The following is a 14,502-nucleotide window of genomic DNA, read 5'->3' as shown; positions in this document are numbered from 1 at the left end:
ATTAAAAAAGCAAATCGTTTATTTTGGTAGCCTTTGGTTCGTTTACAATCTCGTAAACTGTGAGTAATGGTTTTTTTACAAAAACACGCACAACTCTACCTTTATCTTGGAGTCTAGTGATGACTTCGCTTACTTCCTGTTGCTGGTTTGTTTTAAGCCTATCTGATTTGCTTAACTGTGCTTTTTCTTCATATACAAAGACAAACATACTTTTAGATAATGTTGCTTCTGGATACTTTTTAAAGAAGGACTTGTTATTTCTATTTGTTACGTACAATGCATCTGCTTGCTCGTAGGAAGTGGTAAAATCATCATAGGTCATAAAGAAATGATGGTCTTTACTCATCTCTAAAGCCATGCCTGTATTTACAACGGTAAATGAATAGGGAAGAAGCTCATCATCTAGCGCATCATAAGCCTCCATAATATACTCACTGGTCAAATTGCGCGGTGGAATATTTTGTAAAGTAGATTTCTGAAACGCTGCATAAGCGATTATAAGCGGAATAACAGTAGCAATAATACGTCCATAAATAGGTGTCTTAATAGGTGGTAGCATGCTATTAATAATCGTGATTATAAGGTAAACACTCACTCCTATAAACAGTGGAATACAAACAGCTATCACTTGATATAGAAGATCTGTATCTATAATTTCTATTTGAAGTAATGGTAAGCAAAAGAAGATACAAAACATTGCTAATAAGGCAATTATATTTTTTAAAGATCTCTTTATAAATGTATTTGTTATAATAGCTATGAGTAACAGTAATACGCTTATCACTTGATAATATCCCAGTAGTTCACTAAGAGATACTATTAATTGTGGGACATATGTATATGCTTTAAGCGAGTACGTATTTGCCTTTATGAAAAGCGCCATTGCATCTAGATCAAAATTAAATGATATCCAGTACACTGTGGTAAATAGTAAGAGTGCGAGCACATATGCTACAAGTGCACGTAGGTAGTATTTTCTTTTATCACTTGTAACGGTTATAAGTGCAGCTATAAAGAACACAGGCAATACCCAGATTGTGGTAAAGAAGTCTATAAAGGCAATACCACAAAAAAAGCACAGCATCCATAAAAAGTAGGAAGACGGTGTTTTACGTAATGTTTTAGGCTTACACAAATAAACAAACACCGGTAACGCTAGTGAAAGCGCTAAGAATGTAGGCTTATGCTGCGTCATTAAATTAATATTGAGCGGTAAGAATCCATAAAAAAACATAAACACAAAAGCAGCTACTAATCCTGGTACATAATTAGTATTTGTACACTGTGAGATTGTCCAATAAATGACAACGCCTAATACTGCATTCTCTAGCAATCCAAACGTTTGCAGAGCAATCACATCACTTATGCTTGTAAAACTGCCGTATAGCTGTATCAAAGCATATTCTCCCATGAGTACACCTTCTGAGTTGAACCACTGCTGGTTAGTAAGATTTTTGATTTTGGCAAAATCTTCATACCATAAGTCGGAGAGGGCAAATGTGTCAAAATTGAAGAAGTAATACCTAGACAGATACGTAAGCACCGCGATTACTACCACAATACCCATCTGCCACAAGTAATCTGTTTTTCGTACCTCTAGATCATCGGTGTCATTTTCTTGTTGGGTTTTCTTAAAGTTAATCGTACTTATGAGGTCTTTACCTTGCTCTAGGTTACGTATCGTGTATAATATGGTGCGTCGTCTTATTTTAATGAGCTGTTTAGATATCGCACTCTTGCCATTGAGATTTAAGAATATAATAACAACACAAACTAATAATATGGCGAGTGTTGTGAACGCATCATAAGCGTTAATTGTTGTGAGAGCAAGGCTTAGAAGCACAATAACACTTACAAAAGCAACGTAACGCGGTATAAAATAATTGAGCCCAGACTGGTTTGAGCTTTTTTTAGAAACTAGTTTGTTTACTAGAAATATAAAAATTACAAGTAAAATAATACGCAACGGTCCGTACACCATAGATGGTGTAAAGAATAAATCACGCATTATCAATAAGTTACTCATAACTTTTTGGGACGGTTTGTAAATCTATTTGTGCCACTACAAAGGGAAGTTTACAACCAGCGAGTCGTTTTGTAACTTCCTTTGTTAACTTTTTTGAATTTGCATATTCTATTAAAAGAATTGGTTTTTGATACTGTTTTTTAACGGTTAGCACATTGTCAAGCCTTGATTTAAAATCTTTTTTAGCTCTCAATCGGTAGTGGTTTGTGCTAAAATTATAATCGGTTGCTACAGATTCTACAGCTACTGCATCTATGTAAGGCGCGGTGTCTTGCATAATGAGTAATCCTGCATTTTGTAGTATCACGCTTTCGCGAAAGCGTAACTTTACCTCAGATAAAAACTCCACGAGAGCAGCCAATTTTTTTGGTGTAGGTCCCCACTGGGTATAGTTGTCAATATTATCTATAAAAATACCGTCAAAGCCCTTACCTTCTATATGTGCCGCGATGAGTGTATGAAGTGCAGCACGCGTTTCTTGGTTAGCAATATCAAGTACATGGCTGTTCCAAATATCATTTTTTCCTAGGGTAAATCCTTTAAGCGCTTCATAGTGACGAGCTGCTTCGTTAACCTCTCCTAGACTAATATATGCGAGAACTTTCTTGTTATTATTTTTAAATACTGTGACATCTTGAGCAGAGAAATGTATGGGTTCTAGCACCACGAGGTCATATCCAGTTGTTTTTTCTGGATATAAATCTCCATAACAAAAGAGAATTTTCTCATAAGATTGCTGCGTGAGCGCTTGCTGTGTCATAGCCAGAACGATAATAACAATGATAGAATTAATAAGCCGCATAATAGTGATATCCTAGTTGTTTAAAAAACTGTACTACCTCGCGAGTGGTATAGATCATAAATACAATAGCTCCCGCAAGCATGCCCAGCGATGCATACTCATAACTTAATAATCTACTGGCCAAAAGGCCTACAATGAGGTTAATAAAAAAGGCAATTGTAATGTAAACTACTGGTTTTTTATGTCTGTTAAGGGTATACAGGTATAATACATTAAGCATACCAATAGTAAGAAACAGATAGCCAAAACCACCTATAATAAGCACTCGTATGCTTAGTGCAGTAATAGCCTCATTAAATGCCGCTTGATATCCCCAGGGCTGTGTAACAATCGCATAGAGTAATCCTGCTATTAAAAGAGTTGTAACGCCCAGTATTGCGAGATGTCTTGTATAAAGCGTGATCATGTGTGAGCCAAAGGCTATGCGGTCTTTATATGTAAGACTGCGCTGCCCTATATCTAACCATCTACTAAAAGAGGCAATACTATATTCTAGCACTCCTGCGAGTAAAAAGAAGACTACTATGGCAAGATCCATACCTATCTCATAATCCTTCTCATAATAGATGATATACGGTAGATTGCGACCTACACTAGAGGACCAGGCTATAATACGATCTGTAAATATGAACATGTAAATAAATGTCCCATAAAAAAAGTAGCTAAAGTTGCGATAGGCAGAGAGCATCATTACTGGCGGAGCATTTGTAACCTTTTGCTTTGTAGCAATAATGCGCTTTAAGAAAAAGTGTAAGTGAATGGCACTTATTATAATAGCAACACTGATCCCAATCCAGTGTACGAGATATACGTGTATGCTTGTATAATAATGTAAACCTAGTGCTAGTAACGTTCCTACGCCTATGGCAATAGAGATCATCCAGCGCTGCTTGATGGTATATAAAGGCGCGAGAACTAGTAAAAGGACTCCTATTAAAAAGGCATACACAAAGGTGATGAGCACAAATTGATAAGGATATAAGTGCAAGAAAAAATTAGTAACACCTATAAACACAAACGTGCCAAAAAGTGTTTTTATAGCCGTACTAAGCAAGTTTACAATAGCCTGTCTAGTCATGATAAAATCATCATGATACCAGTAAAAGGAAACCTGTTTCCCTATGGCTTGTACAAAACCACCTGTTGCAACAAGTCCGATAATAACACCTAGCACGACTGCGGTGGCTTGTAACTCATTAAAGCCTACAAAAGCCCATAATGAGAAGCCACAAAGTATAATGGCTGCCACTTGTAAAAACACAGGTAGCAGGTGGAACATGCCCGTAGCATAATCTTTTACAAAATGAGAAAGCTGCACAGAGGCATAGCTAGAATAAAGCACACGCTTTTCATGCTTACTCTCTGCTTGGAGTTCGCTTTTATTTTTGGATCGCAAATACATAGGTGCATCTAGTTCCTTAAAAATATGAGCGGCAAGCTGTGCGATATTTTCAAGACCATAGGAGGGAAGCACATCTATATCGCGTATCCCTAGCGACTCAATGGTTGCTCGTACTACAAGCTCGTTTACGGGTTTACCGTTGCGAGCTATAATAGCAGCCGTAAGTTCTTGTATTGCGTTGTGATGCTGCATTTAAACTTTTGAGATCGTGTTACGAGGTATAAATGTAGGGCTATTAGTAAACCGCTGGGCAGTTTTCGCGTAAGCGTCCTCATATAAACCTATAAAAGTGTCAAGTGTAAAATGATCAAGCACACGCTGGCGGCAGCGCTCTCCCATAGCAGTGCGCAGCGTTTTATCTTGTAGCAGTAAGATCACCTTCTCTGCAAGGGCTTGCGCATCTTTAGGCTTACATACAAAACCGGTATGCTCATCTAGCGCTTCGCTCACACCGCCCACATCTGTTGCTACCACAGGGACACCACATCCCATAGATTCTATCACCGTATAGGGAAATCCCTCAGAAATAGACGTGAGAATAGAGATATCACCTTCGGCAAAGAGTAGGTGAGGGTTACTTTTTGGCCCCATTAATTTAAAATGATCACCCATATGGAGTTGGTCTATGAGTGCCAGACATTCACTAGTATATGACGGCACCGCAGTATCATCACCATATACGAGAAATTGCACCTCTGGGATTTCTTGTTGTACCAGTGCACAGGTGCGTATCATGGTAAGCACGTCCTTGAGGTCAAAAATACGAGCAAGTGCAACTACTGTAGGCACATTTACAAGGTGTGCTGGTTTAGGACGTGGTGTAAATAACTCCTCATCAATCCCGTTATAAATAACCTCAATCTTTGCAGGATCTGCTCCATAAAGCACTTCCCACCTTTTATTAAATAGATTTACAGAGATTATTTTTTCTGACTTATAATAAGACAAGCGGGCGATACTCTCAGAAAAGCGAATGAGTAAATTTTTAAGAAAAAATGGATATTCGGAGGCGTTTATGGCAAGTAGTCGCTCTCTTATAAAAACGCCATGCTCTGTAAGCATGATTGCCGTTCCATATTTATAATGTGCGATGAGAGCTGGAATAATCGCAAAGCCACTGAGGGTGAGATGAGCAACCTCCACCTTAGGCACGTCTACAATAGAAAGCGGAATCAAAAAACGATAGATCCATCGCATGCCCACCGTAAGATCTAGGAGGGAAGCAGTAGGGTTGCGGCTCGTGCTACTGTAAGTATCTATGGCTTCACAATATGCATCCCATACTGCCATGCTGCGCATAGTTTCCTTATAATCATAATCTTCAAAATAGCGCCATAGCCCATAAAATATAGTATCTAGTGATGCTATAGGAGCATTATCTGTATATATAAAATTAAGTAAATCTGTAAATAGGGGAATAAATAGGGTGCGAATTTGCTTATTTGAAGTTCCTTCTTTTTTGGCTATAATCTTGTAATATTCCTCCCCATAACTCATGTAGTCATGCGGCTCATCTGGCGTCCATAATGGCACCTGGATGGTGCGCACCACATTAGGACTTAGCTCATATTTGAGTTCCTTTTCAAAGTTGGCATTAATGGCATACAAGGTAAAATCCACCCCATGCACACGATTACATAAAATATGCGCCCAGGTAGAAACACCTCCACCATTATAGGGATAGGTTCCTTCAAGAACAAGCATTACACTGGTAGTATTCATAAATAACTCATACACATGTGAGAACGCAATAATAGGTCATTAATATCAATGTAAATACTAGTAATGCGATAAAAGTGCTTTAATTTACAAACATATCATGCATCACAAGCGACTCATTTACAGTATAATCTCCCTAAAAACTGTTTTAAAGTGGTGTTTTTCTTAATATAGAACGCTTTCGCGAAAAATTGAACCTACAAACCAAGGCTATTGCAGTACTATACAGGCTTTATTATAACGCAGATAATGACCCCTAGTTACAACTAATCACAGGGTCTGTAAGATCACGATTTTTATAAATAGCGCTATATTGATTTGCCGCAGCATCTGGGCATACGGTGTTTAAGAATTGGGATTGGGACATGGCATCTTTATACTCTGTGACAAAGACCGCTTTACCAGCAATAATGTAGGGTAGTGCCTCGACTTGAAAATTATCTGCATAGGCATCTTCTGTAAGAATCCAGTCAAATTCATCTACCAGATTAGGCACCAGTTCTTCTGCGTTTTTCTGTCCTATATGTAAATTTCTAGCGTGTGCTTCATTAATAAGCCATCTAGAGAATACAATGGCATCTGTCTGAGTGAGCGAGAAACCAGTATTATTCTGATAACCGTTCATATTATCTGGTTCAATACCATCAAAACCTTTAGCCTGTATCATATCAAATCGAGCACGCAAAATGGGCGCCAGCGCGTCAATATTGCGAATGTCTAGCCAATTTTCATCTTCAAAACCATTATATACATTACCAATGACTGCTGCGGGAAACTGATTTGCATCTGGGCGGAAATTCTCTACAGAACCCACAGAAAGATAAGCGATCACTATTTTACCTTGATTTTTAAAATGTTGCACCGTCGCTGATGATGTAGAAAAAGCATCTACATCAATTACTGTGGCATCAAATTCATTTGACGAAGTTACATCATCAAGCTGCCAGTCAAAACTAGCACCAACAGCCGGCAACACAATAGTATCTGGTAGCATAATCACATCTGGATCTTCTGGAAGAATTACCACATCATCATCTGTAGTAATCGTAGTATCGGTATCAGAACATGAAATAATAAAGCACACACCAACTATAAAAGAAAAGAAACGCATAGCCATTAGTTAATTATTAGGAATGTATAACGCTGTGCAGTACATATTATTAGAACAACAATTAATAAAGAGGTATAAGGTTATCAAATATTCTATTTGACATAATATAAATTATAATACAAATTGATATGCTGAGAAAAAGAGTGGATAGCGCGCTTTTCAGCGCTATTTGACATAGTTACAGATATAACGACACCAAAGGTGTTTTATATCGTTAGTGATTATGTCAAAACTCTTTTTCGGACTTGCTGCTATAGTTGACTTCAAGAGATTCACCAAATCCTGTTAGTGTTAATCTAAAAACTCTTTTACTAATTGATCAATACTTACAGCCGTAAAATGGTTTGTTTTTTCTTTTGGTTACAATTCGCTTATATGTGAAAATGTGCGGGATGTTTTTGTTTGAGCGATTCTTATGGATCTTTACGCAAGAGTAAAAAAATATCCAACTCTACAGCCAATGTAAATTTCTTTACACTTATTCAAGTAGTTATTTGGTTTACTAATTCTTGCTGATTGCTTCAATATTATGTTGAATAGAAATTATTTGCTTCCAACTTGGCATGTTTAGGAATTTCTAATGTGAAAATCTTGATTTCCCAATTAACTAAGATGTTAGTAATATTAATTTTCAATTGTCGAGATACTTAGACTGTTTTATTTATAATAAGATTTTTTTAAAATATTGTTATTTAGTACTTTACAGCATTAACCATATTCTAATTATTATGAAAAATTTTTTACTTGGGGCGTTGTCCCTAACATTGCTTTTAATGTCTTGTAGTTCCGTTCGGGTTTTAGGTACAAAAATCAAGCAAAGTGATCTTTGTATTGAGCTTGGAAGTTCTAAAACATGTAACCCCCTACCGTTTGGATCACCTAAGATTCTAAATTACCAACGTCTTAAATTTAAGCCTGTATCCTTTACGGAGGAAGGCTTCAAAGAACTGGGAAGCCGACTTATAGGAGGACTCTATATCAATACAAAGGCCGTCGCCGAAGCTAATACTAAGATAGATACTAGTTGGATAGAATATGATTATGGTTCGGTCAGCAGGGATGCAGTAGAGAAAATAAAGAAAACGATTAAAGTTGAAATATCACTTTCCGATATTCTTGATGGAATGATTGCTAAAGGTATTTTTCCTACAAGCTATAAAGATGAAGCCCAAGATGTATTGGAACCATATTACAATCAAAGTATTGAAAAAGAAGTTACATTAAACCTTGTATACCACAGTATCAAACTCAATGAAAAATTCTTTAATAAGTACAGTGCAAATGATCCAATCGCCATCTCCCTAATGAATAGACCCAATACTATATCAAATCCGAGTAAAATTAAAACGTTTGAAACAATAGGAGGTTTAGGGTTTATCGAGTATAGAGGAAGTGTAAATGACACAATCGTAACTGGTTTGGGGGGCTCTTTAGATGCTGTTGCTTCCTTGAACACATATTCTAAAGCCATATCTACGGAATTTAAGAAGGAAGTTAACAAATCTATAAAGAGACAAATACCGAATAAATTAGATCTAATTTTTGTAAGCACACTTTCGGATCTTAATAACTTCAATAAAAAATAAGTTATAATGATTAAAAAAGCCAATGATTTATGCATTGGCTTTTTCTAACTTAGGAATTTTTTATATCAATTATTTCTCTGGTTTCAAGATAAACTAATCTTAAGCTATTAAAGTTATTTAAAATTCGCCACTATAATTTCTTATTTTGAATGTAATATTCTGTCGTAAAGAAAATTGAATATCGCGTTTTATTTTAATTAATTAAAAAGAAAATAATATTGTGACGTTAAATTTACAGCAAAAAATAATCTACGTTTTAATCGCTAGACATTAGAAAGTCTTTGTTAATCTTACGAATGTAAAGTTATTATGTTCTTGAATTAAAAATTATTAATCATAAAGTCTAACTCTTTAAAGAGCTTCAAACTCAACTCCCCTATTGTTTTAACTAAAGTTTTCTGAGGCCGAGACTAATTAAAAAACCAAACAACTATTGAGTCAAGCTATTTCCAATTAATGTCATTTCTATTTCATAAAAATCACTATCCTTATAACTATTTGTTATATGGTTTTGAGCATTAAGTAACGCTTCTTTTTCATCTTTACCATTTATAATGAATGCATATTTTCTAGCACGCTTATCATCATTTGTAAAAGCTTCTATTTTGTAGTCTTTATTCATTAAAAAAAATGCTTAATCGGTAAATAGTACACTGGCTAAATGTCCTCTTTTCATTATAATAATAGTTTCAGGAGATTTTATTGAATAAATTAATTCGTCAATAGTTTCTTTGTATTCAAGAACTATACAGGTAATCCCAATCAAACCAGATTTACTTGAATCATCAAAATCCTTTTCCTCTACTAGATAGACTTTGTTAGGATCCGCAATTTCTTGAACAAATAAAGACCCTTCCGAAGATTCAATTTCACAAAAATTTCGTCTTTTATTCATCTCAATAATCAATTAAATGGATTAATTCTTCTATCGTAAAACGTAATTCACTTTTTACATTATCAATGTCAGGTTTTTTGGCTACAAATCTTCTGTTATGTGCACTAACATCTGCAAGTTTCTTGATTTTTGGGAGACCTATTTTTGTGTTTCTACCAATGTTCCAATCACTATGATTTAAAAATTTTCCTATCAAATCACTTAACATATAAAAATGTCCCTCGTGATTTTGTATTTCAGATGATTTATTAAATTTCTCAAACGCTTCAATTATTAGAGTCTCTAAAAGTTTCCTAATCATTACTAAAGAGGCATCATATAGTCCGTAATCGTAACATACAATCGCTTGTTTAGCCACACTTTCTAAATAACCTCTTGTATTATTAAAAAGCTCAATAGGGAAAAGATTTGTGGATGGTATTATACTAATGTTTTCAATACCAAATATACTATCGAATTTCTTATTTGTATCTCTCGACAAAGAATAAACACCTTTGCTTTTTTTAATTAGAACAGGTGTTTTTCCAGTTGATTTTGAATGTAATAACTGTTGTATATGATTGGGCAATTTTATATGCTCATCTTGAAAACATCCTACAATATCTTGAATGGAAAAGGTTTTGGCATCATTAACAGCCATAAAAAAATAGGCCATATATATGACCTTATCTGTATTAGTCTTTGAGGAAAAGCCTTCTACTGAATCAATATAATTTGATATGTTCATTAATTACTTATTTTTCATTTCTACAAATATTTCCCCTTCTCTTGAAACTTTCCATTTCTTACCATCTTTATCTAACCAAAAATCACGATTCTTGACATTTGCAATTGTTTGTCTTAATAAGCTTGGTCTATTATCGAGTTTTAAAATTTTATATGCATAATCAATATTTCCATCACTAAAAGATTCTTCTTTGCATATGTGAGTTATATAATATCCTATTATCAAGATTCTTTCATTTGTAGAAGTTGGATTATCTAGATTCTCTAGAAATTTTTCTAGAGTAATATCCTTATGGTAAATATCAAACTTTTCTATCGTAATAGATTTTGCAACAACTTTGGATGAACTTTTACTTCCTTTGCCTTCAGTTTTATTTACTTTTTTAGTAGTCTCTTTTTTTGATGATATTTTTTTTACAGTGCTTTTTTTATTGCCAGACATTAAAGATTTTACATTCTTAATTCCATCATCTGTAAACATTAACTCTCCAACTTTTTTGGTCTTAAAAGAACTTCTAAAGGCATTTTTCCAATTTGTACCTAAATTTTTAAATCTTGAATCTGTTATTCTTTCTTCTTTATATTTAGAATAAACAGATTCTTTCGAAAAAGTACTTGCTCCAAAATTTGAGACATAAAATGCATAGATTATCAACCATTCTTTTTCACTAAAATCCATCTTTATTGATAAATCATCTAAATGAGGATAATCAAGATTAGACATTGAATCAGAATCATCATTCCTACTAGCATTTTTTATTTCTGGTACATCAATAATATCTGGATTATCTCGCTCGTCATCTAACTCATTATTAAAATTTCTCCTAGCATCTTTATTATTTGCTCCAAGCATAATTGGTGTGCCTTTAATCATTCCAGTAACTAGTTCAGATACATCTTTACCAACTTCATCAGTAAAAGCTAATTCATAAGACCTTTCATCTTTTGTTTCCTTAAATTTTATGGTATTAAGAGCTTCCTTGTTGTTCTTCTCTGTCAAAATGGTTTTACCACAACCTGAACAAAAATTTGCATCCTTCAAAAGTGGTTTGTCACAAGAATCGCACTTAAATTTATTCCCACAATTACTACAAAAGTTTGAATCTAAACTTTGTTTATTTCCACAATTAGCACAATCAATTTTATTCATTTTTACAAATATTTAGTCACCCATTAAATTTAGGGTAAGAATTATAATAAAGTTGTTTAAGAGAATTATTATAAAGGAAAAGTAAAAATAAAACTACTTCTTAGTTAATATGGAAAAACAAAGGAGAGTTATAAACAAGAAATTAACATAATGATTAAAAGCAAGTTACATTTAAGAAATATATCTTTTTAAACAAGGAATATAAATAAACAGTCCACTCCACACACTTTCCCTCCACCCTACTCCAGCCAACGCTTTAAAGAGTGTTCCACTCACATTTTAGATAAAGTTTAGGTAAGGAAACTTTTTAAAAGAAGATACACAGTATCGTGTGCTTTGTTCCTAAGCAAAGTTACATAACGCAGAACATTATAGTACAAATTGATATATCTAGAAAAAGAGTGGATAGCGCGCTTTTCAGCGCTATTTGACATAGTTACAGATATGACGAGATCACAGAGTCTTTATTCATGTACGTAAAATATTTTCGTTACTAAATTCACCGTCCAATTCCTTTCTGTAATGTCCCCACCACAAAAGCGATTAACTATCCATTATAAAAGTCTAAGGCATATTACTGCTCACTTACAGTTTTTATTTACCTTAAATTAGATGTTGATTGTTTAACAGCGAGGAATTATGAACTCTAAGGGGGAAGATGAATACTTTAAATATCTAGATGTTATCTATACAATGTACATTCTCCTCTATGATATCCTCAAGCGCTTCTTTATTTATAGGCTTATTAATAATATCACGTATGCCCACATTATGACATCGCTCTTTTACCTCGCTTATTTCTAGTGCAGTTAATGCTATGATTGGAATATGCTTATTTTCTGAAGAAATAATTTCTGAGGCTTCAAAGCCATTCATCACAGGCATATTGAGATCCATTAAGATGAGATCAAAATGGGTCTTGTGGTATTCTTTTACTGCCTCCTTTCCGTTTATAGCAATGGTACACTTGTGACCTAGCGTGCTTATTAGTTTTTGAGTTACGAGTTGGTTGATTTTATTGTCCTCAACGACTAGTATTTTTAGACACTTCAATTCAGGAACCACCGATTGCTCATCAATCTCATGGGTAACTTCGCATGCCAATATAAATGAGAATTGCGAACCTAGACCTACATTACTTTTTACGGATAATGTACTACCCATAACTTTCATTAAGGACTTAACGATAGGCAATCCAAGACCTATTCCGTAGGAGGTATTTTCTTCTGTGTTACCTTGTTTAAAACTATCAAAAATGACTGCTAGATTTTCTTTAGAAATGCCTGACCCAGTGTCTGAGACTTTAAAAACTATGTGATCTATATCTTCTTTTCTTTCTGATAGATGTACACTAAGGGTTACAGTGCCATTTTTTGTGTTTTTAAGCGCATTATCAATGAGTTTTAAAAGAACCTCTGTAAGATTAGTTTCATCTAATATATAGTAGGTGGAAATCTCATCACTAATATTTAAAACTAGATCAGTTTCTTGCTGGTTTGAGAGATAACTTAATGAGGTGGTAATGTTCTCTAAGAGGTTACGTAAGTGAACCTTGGTCCTCTTAACCGAAATGGTGTTAGACTTTACCTCATTAATCCTTAATATATTATTTACAACAGATTTTAAATGATCTCCAGAGAATTTTAAAGCATTCAAAAGATCTTTATTAGTCTTGATAATAGAAGGATTTTCTATAAGCATCTCTGTGATACCCACTACTCCGTACAGAGGTGTTCTTAAGTCGTGACTTATATTAACTAATAGCTCAGATTTTAATTTGTGGGCGTGTTCGGCTTCATTTTTTGCTTGTAATAGCGCCTTATTATTTTTTTCAAGTGCTAAGAATGATAATCGCCTCTTGCGATTATAAAAGATTAAAAAGGCAGTACTTAAAAATAGCAGCGCACCAATACCTCCTATAAAAATAACGTTGGATTTTAATTGAGATGCTTCGGCTTTTTGTTGGAACTCCTTTACTTTAAAGTCTGCTTCAACTTGTTCTATCTGAAGATTTTTCACTTCATTAAAATCTAAATCTTTATAGTAGAAATGCTTTCTTAGGCTTTCTAGAGCCTCATCATATTCTCCTAGCTCTTGATGTATCTCACTTTTAAAATCATAGATATCTATGAGTTCTCTGGTGAGGCTATGCTCCCCTCCTATCTCAAGTGCTTTGTTAATAAAGGTGAGCGCTAGTCTATGATTTTCTTTTTGATTGTGATAAATAGCAAAATTTAACTGTTGTAAGAGGCTGTATATTGGGTCTTCTTTATCAATATTGGGTAACAACTTTTCGGCTTCTAGAATGTAGGGATATGCCTTATCTGGATCTTTAAAATTAAGGTACATGCCAGCGATGTTATAGTAGGTATAAAATGAGTGCACAGTTTTACCTGCATCTAAGGTATATACAATAGATTTTTCAAAATAAGCTGCGGCCTTATCTGCTGTGCTTATATCAGCTGAGTATATGTTGCCCAATCCATTAAGCGAGGCTACGTTTACAAAATAGTCATCTGTTTTTTTACCGAGTGCCAGGTTATAGAACTTTTTCGCGGAAGCGTAATCTTTTATAGCTTGATACGTATTTGCTAAGCTCACATAAGCCTTTGCCTGTAAGGTTTTATTCTTACCTTGATTTGCATATTGTACTGCAGAGGTTGCAAATGTTAACCCATCTTTATAATTCCCGCTTATATTTTCATCCTTAGATAAGGAAATTAAAATACTGACGCTATCTATATCGCCATCAGCCCTGTTTTGTGATATAACAGGGACGTAATAACAATATGCAAGTAAGATTAAAAGAAGTTTATTTTTCAATATATGATGTTTGGGGCATTAAAAGATAGCAAAGAATAATTTAAAAGTCACTGGAAAATAAATTATTACGATAAAATAGACGTACTAATATATAATTCTCACTTCATTAATTTAAGATGCTTGCGCCTCATATTATAAAATAATAAGTAAGCCGTCTTAATAGAATTAATAAGCCATACATACCATAGCATCTTTAAATGTTTATCAATGTAATTTTAGATTATCCAGAATTATTTTTAATGACTTTTAAATAAATAATTTA

The 14,502-nt window shown here is 34.2% G+C and carries 11 protein-coding genes; 1 reads left to right on the top strand and 10 read right to left on the bottom strand.

The features are described from left to right. Position 1 precedes the first annotated feature (1 nt). The 5 genes from DCS32_RS14020 to DCS32_RS14000 all read right to left on the bottom strand — a co-directional run bounded on the left by DCS32_RS14020 (position 2) and on the right by DCS32_RS14000 (position 7,060). Entirely contained in the window at positions 2 to 2,008 is a 2,007-nt protein-coding gene (locus tag DCS32_RS14020) for a hypothetical protein (protein ID WP_162533666.1), read from the bottom strand. Between the two features lie 10 nt (positions 2,009 to 2,018). Then, on the bottom strand, positions 2,019 to 2,786 hold the full coding sequence (locus tag DCS32_RS14015; protein ID WP_162533665.1) for an endo alpha-1,4 polygalactosaminidase: 768 nt from the start codon (positions 2,784 to 2,786) through the stop codon (positions 2,019 to 2,021). Positions 2,787 to 2,814: 28 nt separating this feature from the next. Beyond that, positions 2,815 to 4,422: a hypothetical protein gene (locus DCS32_RS14010; RefSeq protein WP_108878847.1), complete on the bottom strand. Its 1,608-nt coding sequence runs from the start codon at positions 4,420 to 4,422 to the stop codon at positions 2,815 to 2,817. Further along, positions 4,423 to 5,952, bottom strand: coding sequence for a GT4 family glycosyltransferase PelF (pelF, locus tag DCS32_RS14005; protein ID WP_108878846.1), 1,530 nt, complete (start codon positions 5,950 to 5,952; stop codon positions 4,423 to 4,425). 253 nt (positions 5,953 to 6,205) lie between these two features. Beyond that, on the bottom strand, positions 6,206 to 7,060 hold the full coding sequence (locus DCS32_RS14000; RefSeq protein WP_162533664.1) for an endo alpha-1,4 polygalactosaminidase: 855 nt from the start codon (positions 7,058 to 7,060) through the stop codon (positions 6,206 to 6,208). A 728-nt stretch (positions 7,061 to 7,788) separates the two neighbouring features. Between DCS32_RS14000 and DCS32_RS13995 the strand changes: the two genes are divergently transcribed. Then, positions 7,789 to 8,646, top strand: a complete 858-nt coding sequence (locus tag DCS32_RS13995) for a hypothetical protein (protein ID WP_108878844.1) — start codon at positions 7,789 to 7,791, stop codon at positions 8,644 to 8,646. 430 nt (positions 8,647 to 9,076) lie between these two features. On the opposite strand, the gene DCS32_RS13990 is transcribed toward DCS32_RS13995, so the two are convergent. The 5 genes from DCS32_RS13990 to DCS32_RS13970 all read right to left on the bottom strand — a co-directional run bounded on the left by DCS32_RS13990 (position 9,077) and on the right by DCS32_RS13970 (position 14,240). Beyond that, complete coding sequence (locus tag DCS32_RS13990) at positions 9,077 to 9,268, bottom strand: hypothetical protein (protein WP_108878843.1); 192 nt, start codon at positions 9,266 to 9,268, stop codon at positions 9,077 to 9,079. A 12-nt stretch (positions 9,269 to 9,280) separates the two neighbouring features. Further along, on the bottom strand, positions 9,281 to 9,541 hold the full coding sequence (locus DCS32_RS13985; protein WP_108878842.1) for a hypothetical protein: 261 nt from the start codon (positions 9,539 to 9,541) through the stop codon (positions 9,281 to 9,283). 1 nt (position 9,542) lies between these two features. Beyond that, positions 9,543 to 10,268 carry a hypothetical protein gene (locus tag DCS32_RS13980; RefSeq protein WP_108878841.1) on the bottom strand — a complete coding sequence of 242 codons (726 nt, stop codon included), beginning with the start codon at positions 10,266 to 10,268 and terminating at the stop codon, positions 9,543 to 9,545. A 3-nt stretch (positions 10,269 to 10,271) separates the two neighbouring features. After that, on the bottom strand, positions 10,272 to 11,417 hold the full coding sequence (locus DCS32_RS13975; protein ID WP_108878840.1) for a zinc ribbon domain-containing protein: 1,146 nt from the start codon (positions 11,415 to 11,417) through the stop codon (positions 10,272 to 10,274). A gap of 675 nt (positions 11,418 to 12,092) precedes the next feature. Beyond that, a complete protein-coding gene (locus tag DCS32_RS13970) occupies positions 12,093 to 14,240 on the bottom strand; it encodes a response regulator (protein ID WP_108878839.1) in 2,148 nt (715 codons plus the stop codon). Positions 14,241 to 14,502 lie beyond the last annotated feature (262 nt).

The sequence above is a fragment of the Dokdonia sp. Dokd-P16 genome, assembly GCF_003095655.1.
Lineage (GTDB): Bacteria > Bacteroidota > Bacteroidia > Flavobacteriales > Flavobacteriaceae > Dokdonia.
The sequence above is the reverse complement of the archived record's forward strand: the minus strand, read 5'-3'. Positions and strand labels throughout refer to the sequence as shown.

What these genes read in the sequence shown, in the direction of transcription:
- DCS32_RS14020 (WP_162533666.1), bottom strand. Translation starts at nt 2,008, where the DNA reads ATGCGTGATTTATTCTTTACACCATCTATGGTGTACGGACCGTTGCGT.
- DCS32_RS14015 (WP_162533665.1), bottom strand. Translation starts at nt 2,786, where the DNA reads ATGACACAGCAAGCGCTCACGCAGCAATCTTATGAGAAAATTCTCTTT.
- DCS32_RS14010 (WP_108878847.1), bottom strand. Translation starts at nt 4,422, where the DNA reads ATGCAGCATCACAACGCAATACAAGAACTTACGGCTGCTATTATAGCT.
- pelF (WP_108878846.1), bottom strand. Translation starts at nt 5,952, where the DNA reads ATGAATACTACCAGTGTAATGCTTGTTCTTGAAGGAACCTATCCCTAT.
- DCS32_RS14000 (WP_162533664.1), bottom strand. Translation starts at nt 7,060, where the DNA reads ATGCGTTTCTTTTCTTTTATAGTTGGTGTGTGCTTTATTATTTCATGT.
- DCS32_RS13995 (WP_108878844.1), top strand. Translation starts at nt 7,789, where the DNA reads ATGAAAAATTTTTTACTTGGGGCGTTGTCCCTAACATTGCTTTTAATG.
- DCS32_RS13990 (WP_108878843.1), bottom strand. Translation starts at nt 9,268, where the DNA reads ATGAATAAAGACTACAAAATAGAAGCTTTTACAAATGATGATAAGCGT.
- DCS32_RS13985 (WP_108878842.1), bottom strand. Translation starts at nt 9,541, where the DNA reads ATGAATAAAAGACGAAATTTTTGTGAAATTGAATCTTCGGAAGGGTCT.
- DCS32_RS13980 (WP_108878841.1), bottom strand. Translation starts at nt 10,268, where the DNA reads ATGAACATATCAAATTATATTGATTCAGTAGAAGGCTTTTCCTCAAAG.
- DCS32_RS13975 (WP_108878840.1), bottom strand. Translation starts at nt 11,417, where the DNA reads ATGAATAAAATTGATTGTGCTAATTGTGGAAATAAACAAAGTTTAGAT.